Origin of the sequence: Corynebacterium nasorum (assembly GCF_022347325.1) — a bacterium.
GTDB lineage: Bacteria > Actinomycetota > Actinomycetes > Mycobacteriales > Mycobacteriaceae > Corynebacterium > Corynebacterium kefirresidentii.
On record NZ_JAKRDU010000012.1, the window covers coordinates 16,338 to 29,900 of the forward strand.

At 60.0% G+C, this 13,563-nt stretch carries 16 protein-coding genes and 1 tRNA gene; 10 read left to right on the forward strand and 7 right to left on the reverse strand.

The features are described 5' to 3' along the window. Positions 1-2 precede the first annotated feature (2 nt). The 4 genes from MHK05_RS09375 to MHK05_RS09390 are packed head-to-tail and all read left to right on the forward strand — an operon-like array spanning position 3 to position 3,070. On the forward strand, positions 3-1,139 hold the full coding sequence (locus MHK05_RS09375) for a molybdopterin molybdotransferase MoeA (protein ID WP_239206294.1): 1,137 nt from the start codon (positions 3-5) through the stop codon (positions 1,137-1,139). Next, positions 1,136-1,615 (forward strand): MogA/MoaB family molybdenum cofactor biosynthesis protein, encoded by a 480-nt coding sequence (locus MHK05_RS09380; RefSeq protein WP_023020358.1) that lies wholly within the window; start codon positions 1,136-1,138, stop codon positions 1,613-1,615. The genes MHK05_RS09375 and MHK05_RS09380 overlap by 4 nt, the downstream gene beginning before the upstream one ends. Beyond that, positions 1,605-2,066, forward strand: a complete 462-nt coding sequence (locus tag MHK05_RS09385; RefSeq protein ID WP_239206296.1) for a molybdenum cofactor biosynthesis protein MoaE — start codon at positions 1,605-1,607, stop codon at positions 2,064-2,066. The genes MHK05_RS09380 and MHK05_RS09385 overlap by 11 nt, the downstream gene beginning before the upstream one ends. After that, entirely contained in the window at positions 2,063-3,070 is a 1,008-nt protein-coding gene (locus MHK05_RS09390) for a ThiF family adenylyltransferase (RefSeq protein ID WP_239206299.1), read from the forward strand. The genes MHK05_RS09385 and MHK05_RS09390 overlap by 4 nt, the downstream gene beginning before the upstream one ends. A 21-nt stretch (positions 3,071-3,091) precedes the next feature. Here MHK05_RS09390 and MHK05_RS09395 read toward each other — a convergent pair whose 3' ends face one another. Next, positions 3,092-3,346 carry a PLD nuclease N-terminal domain-containing protein gene (locus MHK05_RS09395; protein WP_023020355.1) on the reverse strand — a complete coding sequence of 85 codons (255 nt, stop codon included), beginning with the start codon at positions 3,344-3,346 and terminating at the stop codon, positions 3,092-3,094. Positions 3,347-3,663: 317 nt separating this feature from the next. Further along, positions 3,664-3,751, reverse strand: a tRNA-Ser gene (locus MHK05_RS09400). A gap of 177 nt (positions 3,752-3,928) precedes the next feature. On the opposite strand from MHK05_RS09400, the gene MHK05_RS09405 reads away from it, so the two are divergent. Continuing rightward, positions 3,929-4,885 carry an NAD(P)H-quinone oxidoreductase gene (locus MHK05_RS09405; protein WP_239206355.1) on the forward strand — a complete coding sequence of 319 codons (957 nt, stop codon included), beginning with the start codon at positions 3,929-3,931 and terminating at the stop codon, positions 4,883-4,885. Here the strand turns inward: MHK05_RS09405 and MHK05_RS09410 are convergent. Beyond that, positions 4,882-6,138, reverse strand: coding sequence for an aminotransferase class V-fold PLP-dependent enzyme (locus tag MHK05_RS09410; RefSeq protein WP_239206301.1), 1,257 nt, complete (start codon positions 6,136-6,138; stop codon positions 4,882-4,884). The two genes, MHK05_RS09405 and MHK05_RS09410, sit on opposite strands and share 4 nt — an antisense overlap. Positions 6,139-6,350: 212 nt before the next feature. Between MHK05_RS09410 and wzm the strand changes: the two genes are divergently transcribed. Continuing rightward, on the forward strand, positions 6,351-7,202 hold the full coding sequence (gene wzm / locus MHK05_RS09415; RefSeq protein WP_051138321.1) for a galactan export ABC transporter permease subunit Wzm/RfbD: 852 nt from the start codon (positions 6,351-6,353) through the stop codon (positions 7,200-7,202). A 46-nt stretch (positions 7,203-7,248) separates the two neighbouring features. Then, positions 7,249-8,052 carry a galactan export ABC transporter ATP-binding subunit Wzt/RfbE gene (gene wzt, locus MHK05_RS09420; RefSeq protein ID WP_023020351.1) on the forward strand — a complete coding sequence of 268 codons (804 nt, stop codon included), beginning with the start codon at positions 7,249-7,251 and terminating at the stop codon, positions 8,050-8,052. On the opposite strand, the gene MHK05_RS09425 is transcribed toward wzt, so the two are convergent. Continuing rightward, positions 8,049-8,717, reverse strand: a complete 669-nt coding sequence (locus tag MHK05_RS09425; RefSeq protein ID WP_023020350.1) for a GNAT family N-acetyltransferase — start codon at positions 8,715-8,717, stop codon at positions 8,049-8,051. The two genes, wzt and MHK05_RS09425, sit on opposite strands and share 4 nt — an antisense overlap. Before the next feature lie 94 nt (positions 8,718-8,811). Here MHK05_RS09425 and glfT1 point away from each other — a divergent pair, with 94 nt between their 5' ends. After that, positions 8,812-9,729 carry a galactofuranosyltransferase GlfT1 gene (gene glfT1, locus MHK05_RS09430; protein WP_239206357.1) on the forward strand — a complete coding sequence of 306 codons (918 nt, stop codon included), beginning with the start codon at positions 8,812-8,814 and terminating at the stop codon, positions 9,727-9,729. A gap of 120 nt (positions 9,730-9,849) precedes the next feature. Here glfT1 and MHK05_RS09435 read toward each other — a convergent pair whose 3' ends face one another. From MHK05_RS09435 to MHK05_RS09445, 3 genes are read right to left on the reverse strand one after another with little or no spacing between them, the layout of a single operon-like run. Beyond that, complete coding sequence (locus MHK05_RS09435; protein ID WP_208612471.1) at positions 9,850-10,290, reverse strand: GtrA family protein; 441 nt, start codon at positions 10,288-10,290, stop codon at positions 9,850-9,852. Positions 10,291-10,301: 11 nt separating this feature from the next. Further along, on the reverse strand, positions 10,302-11,210 hold the full coding sequence (locus MHK05_RS09440; RefSeq protein ID WP_239206303.1) for a plasmid pRiA4b ORF-3 family protein: 909 nt from the start codon (positions 11,208-11,210) through the stop codon (positions 10,302-10,304). A gap of 9 nt (positions 11,211-11,219) precedes the next feature. Further along, a complete protein-coding gene (locus MHK05_RS09445) occupies positions 11,220-11,684 on the reverse strand; it encodes a hypothetical protein (RefSeq protein ID WP_023020346.1) in 465 nt (154 codons plus the stop codon). Between the two features lie 34 nt (positions 11,685-11,718). Here MHK05_RS09445 and MHK05_RS09450 point away from each other — a divergent pair, with 34 nt between their 5' ends. Next, a complete protein-coding gene (locus tag MHK05_RS09450) occupies positions 11,719-11,994 on the forward strand; it encodes a hypothetical protein (protein ID WP_034656156.1) in 276 nt (91 codons plus the stop codon). A 126-nt stretch (positions 11,995-12,120) separates the two neighbouring features. Continuing rightward, entirely contained in the window at positions 12,121-13,536 is a 1,416-nt protein-coding gene (gene dprE1, locus MHK05_RS09455) for a decaprenylphosphoryl-beta-D-ribose oxidase (RefSeq protein ID WP_239206305.1), read from the forward strand. Positions 13,537-13,563: the final 27 nt, after the last annotated feature.

A 13,563-nucleotide genomic window follows, 5' to 3' on the forward strand; every position in this document is an offset into this window, starting at 1 on the left:
TCATGCGCACACCTGAAACCCACGCGCGCGAGGTCGCCGCGGCCCTGCCCGTACGTCACGTGACCACCGTGGCCCTCAATCAGGCACAGGATATGGTCTTAGCTGCGGATATCCGCGCTGATTTCCCTTCCCCGCGCTTTGATAATTCACAAATGGATGGCTACGCCCTTCCCCAGTGTGCGGCCGGGACTTACCAGGTAGGCCCCACCATCGCCGCCGGCACAGAGCCCGCCCAAGTGCTCCACGGCTCACTCAACGCGGCCTGCCCCATCATGACCGGCGCCAAAGTTCCGGAAGCAACTGCAGCCATCGTGCCTATTGAGCACTGCGAACCACAAGAATTCCTCGCCCCGGGTGACCGTGTCACCGTGCCGGAGACCTCACCTGGGCAATTCATCCGCCGCGCCGGCTCGGACTTAGAAGAAGGCGCCCTCCTGGCAGCCCAAGGCGATAAGCTCACACCGGTCCGCTTGGCCGCCCTTGCTTCCCAAGGCATCGCCGAGGTGGAGGTCTACCGCCCCGCCCGGATCCTCATCTGCACCGGCGGAGCAGAGATTGGCAGTGGTAGCGCGGCCATTCCTGACGCCAATGCGCCGCTATTGACGGCATTGGCCCACCGCGCCGGCATCGACGTCGCGGGCTTTATCACCACCGATGATGACCCGCAGGCCTTAACCCACGCTTTGACAGAAGCCATTGCGCAGCATCACCCAGACGCCATCATTACCTCGGGCGGAATCTCTGCTGGGAAGTTTGAAGTAGTACGCCAAGTGCTCGATGGCTGGTTTGGTCATGTGGATCAGCAGCCTGGCGGGCCACAGGGTATCGCTGCTTTCCACGGCACGCCGGTGATCTGTCTGCCGGGAAATCCCATTTCCACGTTGGTATGTTTCCGCCTCTTCGTGGCCCCGGCACTGGGCTGGGCTCCGGAGCCATTCCGCGTTCCGCTCGCGGCAGGCATTGAAGGCCTCCCATGCAAGGACCAATTTCGCCGCGGGCGCGTCGATTCCCACGCCCATATCCTCGGTGGCGCTAGCTCCCATCTGCTCGCCCAAGCGGCCGATGCCACCCATCTCATCCGCATCCCTGCCGGCCAACGCCTTGCGGAAGGCCAAGAAGTCGAGGTTTACCCACTATGAGTCCGCAACGCACCGCCATCGTCATCGTCGCCTCTACTCGCGCCGCCGCGGGTATCTACGAGGACCGATCCGGCCCCATCGCGGTAGATTTCCTGCGACGCAAGGGCTTTGACTGCCCCGCTGCACGCATCGTCCCCGATGCCGATATTGCCGCCACCGTTGCTGCCGCCTTCGCCGAAGAACCCTCGGTCATCTTGACCTCTGGTGGCACCGGTCTGACCCAAGATGACAAGACGGTAGAGGCTGTCGCGCCGCATATCACCCGCGAGCTGCCTGGCATCGCAGTGGCCTTCTGGCAGAAAGGCTTGGAAAGCGTGCCCACCGCGGTGGCTTCCCGCGCGATTGCCGGTGTTAATGACTCCACCTTTGCTATGACGCTGCCTGGTTCCACCGGCGGGGTAAAAGACGGCTGTGCGGTTTTGGATAAATTAATTGTTCCGATCGTCGATATGTTAGAAGGAGTACATGAGCACTGATCCCTCCTATGTGGCCGAACAGACCGGCTGCACCATTGGCACGCTTTTGAGCGATCAGCCCCTTGAATCCCACCTTGCCGCTGCCAAGGAAGAAACCGCCACGGCCGCCATGGGTGCCGTTGTCACCTTTGAAGGCGTCGTCCGCGATCATGATGGCGGCCGGCCGAATGTCACCCTTCTTTCCTATAGCGCCCACCCTTCCGCGCCAGAGAAGCTGCAGGACATCACCGACGCCGTCTCCTCCAGCCATCCGGTGCGCCTCTGGGCCGCTCACCGCACGGGGGATCTTCAGGTCGGCGACATGGCCTTTGCCGTAGTTGCGGCCGCCGCGCACCGCGGCGATGCCTTCCGCGCGGCCGAAGAATGCGCCGATCGCGTCAAGGCAGAAGTGCCTATCTGGAAGGAACAAAGCCACGGCGATGGCTCCACTAACTGGGTGGGTCTGGAATGAGCATCCGCTATGCCCGCCAAGAAGCGCTCTGGGGCGAGGAGGGACAGCGCAAGCTCGCTCAAGCCCACGTAGCGGTTATCGGGGCCGGCGGCTTGGGTTCCCCCGCCCTGCTTTACCTAGCTGGCGCGGGCGTAGGCCGCATTTCGCTTTTCGACGACGACGTGGTCTCCCCCTCCAACCTGCACCGGCAGGTCATCCACAGCACCCCGACCATTGGCACCGCGAAGACCGAGTCGGCCGCGGCTGCCCTCCACGCGCTCAATCCTGAGGTAGAAATCAGCTGCCACGGCCGCCTCGAAACGGCCACCGCCCTCGAGCAATTGCGCGGCTGCGACGTGCTCCTCGATGGCACGGATAATTTCGACGCCCGCTACCTGTGCTCTTGGGCCGCCCGTAGCTTGGGCATTCCGCACATTTGGGCCTCTATCTTGGGATTCGATGCGCAAATGAGCGTCTTTTGGTCGGGCAAGGGCCCCGTGTACGAGGATGTCTTTCCCACTGCCCCTGCCCCAGGCGAGGTTCCTTCGTGCTCCCAGGCCGGCGTTCTGGGGCCGATCGTCGGCGTGGTGGGATCCGCGATGGCCTTGGAAGCCTTAAAAATCATTACCGGCGTCGGCACCCCGCTTATGGGCACGCTCGGCTACTACGAGGCCCTTTCTGGGACGTGGGAGTATATCCCCATCCGTTCCACCGGGGCGGAGCCTACCCAGCCGGACGATGCCCCCGAGGTCCGCGAGATCCCTGCTCACGCCATGCTTATCGATGTCCGCACCGACCCCGAGCGCGCCCGGTCCACCATTCCTAATTCAGCGCATCTGCCCCTCAACCGCATCCTCGCCGGTGAAAACCCCGATATCGCACCGGGCGAGGTAGCCGTTATATATTGCGCCAGCGGCATCCGCTCCGCCCAAGCCGTCCACGCTCTGCGCGAGCGCGGATACTCACAGGTGGTTTCCCTGCGTGGCGGCATTAACGCGTGGTTGGAACAACAAGGAGCGTGTTAACGCGCCCCCACTGCGAGCCGTCTAGACCCTTCTATTCTTGTCTTCTTTTCCGCGAACAAAGAGGAACCAGATCAGCGGTCCTAAGAAGGGCAGTGTGAAGGTAGCGACGATAAAGAGCACCTTCGCCGCAAGCGTGTACCCAGAAAAAATGATAGAAATTAAGGCCGCTATCCAGAACGCGACGAGCAAAAGGATGGGAAGGAACCCGAGGAACCACCACGTATCGTTAGGGTTAGTAGATTCCGCTGCTGCTAGGTAAAACTCCGAAGTGCTCATGGTGTCCTTTCGACGAGTAATTTTTATCTTCGCTACAGAGCTTGATCACAATCACATCTCACTTGCCCTGTACATTTCCAAGATTAAGTCTGCGCCGCACCAGGCGCGTCATCCCCCGGTATGAAACGCCGCAGCACCACAATAAGCAGGTTTTTACCCCAAGCCGTTTTCCGGTGCCCCGCCATGACCAAGTTCGGGTTAACACCATCCAGGGTGAGGCCTCCCGGGATAGCCGCACATAAGTAAAACGAGAAAACGGTAACTCCTAGCGTGAGCCAGAAGCTACCGAGGTATCGCCGAGCCATAAATTATGACGTTGGCGGAGACGGCGGGATTTGAACCCGCGGAGGAATAAACCTCGCCGGTTTTCAAGACCGGTGCATTCGGCCGCTCTGCCACGTCTCCATGGTGTTCTTCGAAAACACTCATCGTGTCTACGAAGCAACTTGGTCAGTGTACTAAATAGATAGCCCGGTTTCCCAAAAAGCCACCTGCAACACTGAATGTCGCAGTAGGTTACTCCGAATTTCATGGCACAGGACACACAAGGTTCGTTAGATTGGATCCATGACTACAACACACATGAAGGCCATCGTTCAGACCGATCCGCAGGATCGCCGGTCCTTAGAGCTCCGCGAAGTCGAGGTCCCTAAGCTGCGCTCGGGAGAAGTACTCGTCAAAGTGCAGGCAGCCGGCGTTAACCGCGGCGATATCCTGCAGACGATGGGTGCCTATCCGCCGCCACCGGGGGCATCGGAAATCTTGGGCTTAGAAGCAGCAGGCACCATCGCCGATGCCGGGGATACGAACTGGGAGGTAGGCACCGAGGTGGGCTGCCTGCTCGCGGGTGGTGGCTACGCCGAATACGTCGCGGTTCCGCAGGGCCAGCTGCTTCCCGTGCCCGAGGGGTTCAGCGTTGAGGAAACTGCAGCGGTGGTTGAGGTCGCGTGCACCGTGTGGTCCAACCTAGGCATTGAGGCGGGCCTTCACGAGGGCCAACGCGTCCTCATACATGGCGGAGGCGGCGGCGTTGGCACTTTTGCCATCCAGGTAGCCAAGGCGTTGGGCGCAGAGGTAGCGGTGACGGCCGGGTCACAGGAGAAGTTGGATCGTTGCCGCGAGCTGGGCGCCGATATTCTCATCAACTATAAGGAGCACGACTTCGTAGAAGAGTTGAAGGGAAGCTGCGACGTCATTTTGGACATCATCGGCGCGAAATATCTGGAAAAGAATATGAAATGCCTGGCTAAGGACGGCAAGCTCATCATCATTGGCATGCAGGGCGGTACTAAGGCGGAAATCAACTTGGGCGCCATGCTGCCCAAGCGCCTGACCATCCAGGGTACGACGGTGCGCGCCCGCGACTTAGAAGACAAGGCACGGATTGTGGCGGGCACGGTAGAAAATGTGTGGCCCATGCTGGAAGACGGCCGCGTAAAGCACGCGCTGCACGCTACTTACCCGCTTGCCGACGCCGCCCAAGCCCACACTGCCCTAGACAGCGGCGAGGTCACCGGCACCTTGGTGCTTGCCGTTTAAGCCAGCGAGGCTACGACGCGGATGAGATGCTCGACGTCGTGATAAGTGTTGAAGGGGCCAAGCGCAACGGTAACGGCGCCGCCGATTTCCTCCACGCCCATCTCCGTTAGCAACGGGGTCTGCGGGGCAAGCGTGGTGACCAGACCATTATCAAAGAGACGCTTGTACACGGTCTCCGCTGGAACACCCCTCACGGCAAAGGTAAGGCGCGGCAGGCGATCATCGGATGCGCCTGCGGCCGCCTCTCCCGTCACTCCGAGGATGTGTACGGCAGGCAGGGTGCTCAAGAAGGAATAAAGGTCCCCGCGCAGGTCCTCGAGGTAGGCGCTAAGCGCATCCATAGAGGTGCGCAGGCGCTTGCGACGGGAGCCATTCTCCCCACCGGCGAGGGCGGCAAGATGGTCCACGAGTGGTCCGACACCGCCGGCCAGGCCAGAGGAAATTGGCGTTTCCAGCTTGCGAGCGCCCTTGCTGGCATGCACCGGATCGAGGGCATCGAGGCGGCGGAACATACGGGTATCGCGGAATACCAAGGCCGCTAGCTGCGGGCCGCCCAGCAGACCAAGGTCGAGACCCAAGATATCGGCACCGAGCTCATCGAAGTTGATGGGGCGGTAGGGGGCGATCGCAGAGACGTCGAGAAGCGTCCAGGCGCGAGAGCGTTCATGCACGGTGTCTATGATCTCAGCCGTCGGGGAGACCGTACCCAAAAGCTCGTGGGCGGCAGAGAAAGCGACAAGTCGCGTGGAGCCGTCGACAAGCTCGGCGAATTGGAACCCCGGCAACTCACCCGTGCCTAAGTCCGGCTGGGCCCAGCGGGTTTCTGCTTTGACCTCAGAAAATGCTGAATACAGGGAAGGCGGGTCCAGCTTTGAGAGCACTAGTGAGGAATTGCTGCCGAGCAGCGGGCGCGCCGCATGCGCCAAGGACTGGTAAAGAACCGGCAGGGAGGGGCCGAGCACCACGCGGTCTGCTTTGGAACCGGTCAGATCCGCTACGGCCATGCGCGCAGCGGTGTAATTCCCATCTCCTTCCAAGCGCCCCGGCGCGGGTGTGGCAGAGTGGGCGCCGCCCGGCCCTTCCTGGGGCGCCACCGCAGTAGACATACGGAAAGAGCGGGCCACGCCGGAGGCTACTCGCTCAGAAATCTGGGGAACCGCGTGCGCGTTAAGGTAGGTCCAACCATCAGATAGCCCGGTGTATAAACCGCGCACACTGAATACGTCATAGTGCGCCGAAGCTCCTGCTGGCATTTCGGTCCCTTCTTTTTCGCGCTAGGCATCGCCACTCAGTGGCGGTCGATTCCCTACTGTATACGCGTTTGGCCCAAGTTTCCCAAATCTGGATTTTCGCTGAATACGGCCGTTTTCGCAGGCTAGCGGCGTGTAGTTCCCGTTTGCCCAGCCCGCGCGCTAGGGTGTTGAGCGTGCAAGATAACAATCAACTGCGCGCTGATATCGCCCGCATGACCTCCCAGCCAGACGGCGAGGCCACCCCAGCGTCCCAGTCCGAGACCCTCAAGGCCGCCTTCGCGGACCTTGCGCAGGGTGCACAGCAGCGCGAGCTGTGGTTCAAACTGGGTATTCAAGATATTAAGCAGCGCTACCGCCGCTCTGTCCTGGGCCCGTTTTGGATCACCATCGCCACCGGCGTGATGGCCCTCGCCTTGGGCCTTTTGTACTCCATGCTCTTCCAGATTCCCGTCGCGGAGTTCCTCCCCCACGTCACCGTGGGCCTTATTATGTGGACCTTCATTTCGGGCTGTATCAAGGAAGGCTCCACCGTCTTCATTGATAATGAGGGCTTGATTAAACAGCTTCCCGCCCCTCTTTCGGTGCACGTCTACCGCCTGGTGTGGCGCCAAACATTATTTTTGGGCCATAACCTCATCATCTGGCTGTTGCTTATCCTCATCTTCCCGCGCAGCCTGGGTTGGGAGTTCTTCCTCTTTATCCCAGGCTTGGCGTTGTTGTTGGTCAACGGCGTGTGGGTCACGATGTTCTTTGGCATCATTGCCACCCGCTTCCGTGACGTAGCCCCGCTGCTGGAGGCTTTAACCCAGCTCTTGTTCTACGTCACCCCGATTGTGTGGATGACTAATACCCTGAAGGATCAGGGCGGTGCTGTGGCCGGGCGAGCCCGCATCGCGGAGATCAACCCGCTCTATCACTACCTAGAAATCGTCCGCGCACCCATGATCGGTGAGCCGGTAGCCGCCTACCACTGGTGGATCGTTATCGGCTGCACCGTGCTCGGCCTGCTCATCGCCGGCTTGGTCATGCGCAAGTGGCGCTTCCGCGTCAGCTACTGGGTCTAAGCCCACGCCCTGTACTTGTGGAGATTCCTCGAAAGGATACTGACTGATGGTCTCGATTGATACGTATAACGCGTGCGTGGACTTTCCCATCTTTGATGCCAAATCTCGCTCACTGAAGAAGGCCATGCTCTCTTCTGCCGGTGGCGCCATTGGCAAAAATGCCCAAAACACCGTCGTGGTGGAAGCCCTGAAGGACGTTAACCTGCACCTGCGCGAGGGCGATCGCGTGGGTTTGGTGGGCCATAACGGCGCCGGCAAATCCACCTTGCTGCGCCTCTTGTCTGGGATTTATGAGCCCACCCGCGGTTCTGCCGATGTGCGCGGCCGGGTGGCCCCCGTTTTTGATTTGGGCGTAGGCATGGACCCGGAAGTTTCTGGCTACGACAACATCATTATCCGCGGCCTGTTTTTGGGCCAGTCCATCAAGCAGATGAAAAAGAAGATGGATGAGATTGCGGAGTTTTCTGAGCTCGGCGATTATCTCTCCATGCCGCTGCGCACCTATTCCACCGGTATGCGAGTGCGCTTGGCACTCGGCGTGGTGACCTCCATTGAGCCGGAAATCCTGTTGTTGGATGAGGGCATTGGTGCGGTCGACGCCGCCTTCATGGCCAAGGCACGCGTACGCCTGCAGGAGCTGGTGAAGCGCTCCGGCATCCTGGTCTTTGCCTCCCACTCCAATGACTTTTTGGCCCAGCTATGCAATACCGCCTTGTGGATCGACCACGGTGAGATCCGCTCGGTAGGCGAGGTTTCCGAGGTCGTCGGTGAGTACGAAGGACCTGAGGTGGGCGACTACGTCCGCGACCTGCGCGAGCGTTTTGAAAATGAGGACACCAGCGGCAACTAGCTGAGCATATGCAGCAGCGGGTCCCCCACACCCGTCACGTCCACCTGCACCCCTTCCGGCCGGTGATAGTCCGCAGCGCTTAGGCGCGCGCTGACCACCGGCCGGTTAATTTTTCCTGGGCCCGCAGGCTCTTCCTTTTCCTCGGTGCTAACGCGGTAGCCCAACTTTTCACTCACCCGGGCTGAGGCGCGGTTGGGTTTTATCCAACTGGTGCACAGCGAACCCGCATCGAGGTGCAAGAAGGAAAACGCCGCCATAGCCTGACGGATAAGCGTGCCATAGCCTTGGCCTTGAAAGCGGTGCAGCACCCATGATGCAGTTTCTATTTCCCGTGCGGCCGCAAAATTTTCTGCCGACAGGTCCACCACGCCTACTAATTCTTGGGTTTCTACCTGGCGAGCGATGAAATCCAAGGTCCACTTCTGGGGACACAGCTTCGCTCGGTGCTCCCATCGGTGCTGGGCCATGGCGGCGGGGGTATTCGTCTTCTCATCAAAAAGCCAGGGAAATGCATGTTCTGGAATGTCGTCGCCATAGATATCTTCCGCACACACCTGCGCTACCTGTGCGATGTCCTCATCGCGCATGACACGCAGGTCAACCCCGCGGCCCGTATCATCGCAGGCCCGAATGGTCACCGCAAAAGGCGGCCAGAAGTTTTCCATAGGCTTCACAGTATCCGCAAAGCTGCGCCTATATCCACTTTTCGCTCCACCAATGCGGAGTGTTTCTGCGCTGGTCCCCCACCCCGGTGGCAAGATGGAACCCATGACTGCCACCCTGACTTCTACCGGTTCTACCGCCGCCGTCATTGTTACCCATCAGCGCGCCGAACTGCTGCGGGCATCGCTCGAACAGGTGGTACACCAAACCCACCCCGTGCAGTGGGTGATCGTGGTGGATAATGGTGCGGAAAATGCAGTGCGTGAACTTGTCGAGTCCATGGCGGGAGACCGCGGCGTCTACGTGCCTTCGGAGACCAACCTGGGCGGAGCTGGTGGCTTTGCGCTGGGCTTTCTCACCGCCCTTTCTTTGGGGGCGGATGCCGTGTGGTGTGCCGATGACGATGGCCGCCCCGCCGATAACACTGTCCTTGCAGAGCTGTATCGGGTGGCCGAGGCCAACCGTTTGCATGAGGTCTCGCCAGCGGTATGCAATATCAACGATCCCGACCAGCTCGCCTTCCCCCTGCGCCAAGGCCTAGTGTGGCGCCGACGAATGGATGAGCTGGAGGGCGATTTCCTGCCTGGCATCGCATCGCTATTTAACGGCGCGCTGATTTCCGCAGCGGCCATGGAAATCATTGGTGTACCGGACTATCGGCTCTTCATCCGCGGCGATGAGGTGGAATACCACCGCCGGCTGGTTAATTCCGGGCTTTCTTTCGGCACGGCGCTGACCACAAGCTACCTGCACCCAGATGGATCGGATGAGTTTAAGCCCATTTTGGGCGGCAAGATGCACACCCAGTTTCCAGAGGGTGAGTTCAAGCGGTTTTTCACTTACCGCAATCGCGGCTACCTGCTGTGGCAACGCGGCATGCGCAAGCTACTGCCACAGGAATTCGCCCGCTTTGGCTGGTTCTTCCTGATCCAGCGCCACGATCCGGCCGGCTTTATCGAATGGCTCAAGCTTCACAACCGCGGGCGCAGGGAAAATTTCCGACGCCCTAGCTAGGCCGAAGCCGAACTGCAGGGGCTGGGCAAGGGGGCATCGATAAGCGCGGCACATACCCGCCACCACCGAGAGCTTGACACCCCGCGCGCAGATTGGTCGGGCTCGATTCCCGTGGTGAGGTTATTTTTCTTTAAAAATGAAGGCCCTCTGAATGGCAAAATTGGTCACTGTGGCCACGCCCTGGGCGATGACAAAGGCGATGGTGTCTTTAAGCACGCCTTCTAAGCCAAGGGATAAAAGCGGCTCATTGAGCACCCAGTATAGGAAGTTTTGAACCGCGAAAGTGGAGGCGTACAAGATCCCGACGGTGACGGCCGTACGGCCGGAGACCTTGGCCCCAAAGGTCCACCGTGCATTAGCCAGGTAGGCGGCAATGGTGCCAAAGACCCAACCGATGGCCTTGGCGGCGGAACGGTGCAGTCCCAAGTACGTCAATAAAAGCGTCAGGCCATAGTCAATGGCGGCGGCACCTACACCCACGGAAATAAATCGCACCAGTTGGGTGTGCAGCGAGGTGGACGAAGGTTTTACTTCTACGGCGTCATCAGCGGAGTTAGTCACGAGTGAGTAGCCTACCCGCGCAAGAGCGCTCGGTACATGTCCAACCGATCCACCGGCGCGGCGGATTCGGCACCATAGGCGCCTATCCCCGCCAATTGCTGCAACGATGCCGCACATAACTCCCGCACTTCAGCCCCGGTCAGCGCCGAGCCATCGTCATTGACCCAGCCGAGGGCATCCATGGTGGTCTCCACGACGGAATCGGTCAGCTCCGCGCCCCCCATGCACGATAGGGCTAGCGCCATGGACCAAAAGGCGTCTTTGCCTTCATGGGTAACCTCGCGCGGCAGGCTGGCGAGCACGCGGGCAGTTTGCGGTGACAATTCGGTACCCCTGCTCAGGTCCATCGCCTGCAGCAGCGGAACAAAGTCATAGAGCTTGGTGCGCTCAATCAAATCACGCACAGGGGACGCTACCGCGGAAAGGACCTCGTCGGTGACTTCTTGCCCGGTCAATTCCCGGTTGACGCTGGTTAATTCAAAGGGTGCAAAGAGCGAGCCCGAACCGCCTACGCATAGCGCTTCCGGGGTGCCATTATCGCGCGGATAAATTTCAGCTACCACCAGCTCGAAGTCCCATAGCCCCCAGGCGAAGTCGATTTGATCGCCTTCGCGCCAGAGGAATTCGGAGGCCTGACGTTCCGGATCGATGCGCGGGCCACGCGCCTCGGTGTGTTCATAAAAGTGCCAGGGGGATTCCTCCTCCGGCAGGCCAAAGCAAATGCGCAGCACACGGTGCAACTCGGTGAAGGTCAGGGCATCGCTAAAGCCAATCTGGCGGTGCACCTCGCCATCGGCGCGGATATTCGCAGCTTGGCAAATGATTGTTAGGGGCTCGCGTTTGAGGGATACCACGCTATTGGCGCGTTTGGCCCGCGCCTGTGCGATATCGGTGACCCCTGCGTTCATGAGCCCCACCATACGCAAGTTTTAGGCTGCTAGTTTTGCGATATCGCGCGCTTCCAACTCACTAATTAGGAACGTCAGTGCCGCACCAACGGCGCCCAACAGGGTCCAGGGCCGCTTGGCACCGCGCTTGCGCAGGAACTTTACCATTCGGCGCGAAAATGCAACGTTCATCCAGCCGCCTAGGATGAGCAGCAGCACCACTGCGGCAAAAATGGCCCAAGGTTTGAGGCCCTGATCGGATGCATCCTGCGGGGAGCGCGGCTCATCACCATCCTGTTCCGCGTGCGCGTTGGTATAGGCCACCAGGGCACCAAAACCAAAGAAAGACAAGGTATAGGCAGTAATCAAACCGCCTTTGGATGTGATCCAATCCGGATAAGAGGTCGCGATACCCACGGCAGCGGCTTGGGTAATGCGGCCCGCCAGGGTGTCATCGAGGGCGTAGTTGTCTTGGCGCTGATCTTGCGTCTCGTGGTTGTTGGTCATAGCGACCACTTTAAGCGGCGGTAAGCTAATGCGCATGTACTCGGATAAGACAGAGCACATGACGCCAGCGCAGCAGGCGGCTCAGGATGTGCGTGCGGAAGACGATAAGCGCAACGGCCACTTCGAGGCCACGGAACACACCGATGTGCCGTTGAGTCCTTTCATGACTCGCCTGATGGCAGAGGAATTGCCCATGCTGGATTCCTCCTCGCGCGCTCGTGTCTATGACCTTTTGCGGGAGTACGATGGCCCGATTATTGAATCTCAGGAAGAACTGCCGGAGGAAATCCGCGCGCTTATGGATCTATAAACGGACACATTCGGGCAGTACAAGCGTCCGTTTTGTTCTGAATATCACTCGCGTCACTCCGTCTACCCTCGTGTGAGCTAGGTAGGCTAGGGAGGCGACACAAATCCGTCGAGCAAAGAGTAAGAGATGGAATTACATACCACTGAAAAGTCCCTGCACGGCTGGGGCCGCACCGCCCCGACGACCGCCCATGTTCTCGCCACCGAAGACGTGGACGTGATCAAGAAGGCCGTGGCCCAGGTTGCAGAAGATAACTCGGATAAGCCCGCCCACCTGCGCCGTGGCGTCATTGCCCGCGGTATGGGCCGCTCCTACGGTGACCCCGCCCAAAATGGCGGCGGCCTGGTCATCGACATGCAAAAGCTCAATAAGATCCACTCCATCGACCCGGAGTCCGCTCTGGTGGACGTCGATGGTGGTGTCACCCTAGACCAGCTGATGAAGGCTGCCCTGCCTTATGGCCTGTGGGTTCCAGTTCTGCCGGGTACCCGCCAGGTCACCATCGGTGGCGCAATCGGCCCGGATATTCACGGCAAGAACCACCACTCCACCGGCTCCTTTGGTAACCACGTGGTCTCCATGGAGCTGCTCGTGGCCGATGGCCGCGTGCTGCACCTGACCCCGGAGGGCTCCGAGGACGACCCGAACGGCGACCTCTTCTGGGCCACCGTTGGCGGCATGGGTCTGACCGGCATCATTCTGCGCGCCACCATCCGCATGACCAAGACGGAAACCGCTTATTTCATCGCAGATACGGACCGCACCGATAACTTGGATGAAACCATCGCTTTCCACTCCGATGGTTCCGAGCACAACTACACTTATTCTTCCGCCTGGTTCGATGTCATTTCGCCAGAACCAAAGCTGGGTCGCTCCACCATTTCCCGCGGTTCGCTGGCCACCTTGGCACAGCTGGAAGAGTTAGCCCCGAAGCTGGCTAAGGATCCGTTGAAGTTCAATGCGCCGCAGCTGATGACGGTGCCGGATATCTTCCCGTCCTGGACCATGAATAAGCTTTCCCTCTCCGCTGTGGGTTTGGCCTACTACACCATGGGTGCACCGGCCAAGAACCAGGTCAAGAACCTGACGCAGTTCTACCAGCCGTTGGATCTCATCGGTGAGTGGAACCGCGGCTACGGTTCCAAGGGCTTCTTGCAGTACCAGTTCGTGGTACCGACCGAGGCCGTGGAGCCGTTCAAGGAGATCATCCGCGATATGCAACGCTCCGGCCACTACTCGGCCCTCAACGTGTTCAAGCTCTTCGGTGAAGGCAACCGCGCGCCGCTGTCCTATCCAATGCCGGGTTGGAACGTCTGCGTGGACTTCCCCATCCGTCCGGGCCTGGGCAAGTTCTTGGATGACTTGGACCGCCGCGTGATGGAATTCGGCGGCCGCCTCTACTTGGCCAAGGAGTCCCGCACTTCCGCGGAGAACTTCCACAAGATGTACCCGGGCATGGAGGGCTGGCTGAAGACCCGCAATGAAATCGACCCGACCGGCGTCTTCGCCTCCGATATGTCCCGCCGCCTCGAGCTGCACTAATCACTGGAAATAACACCTTTAAGGAGA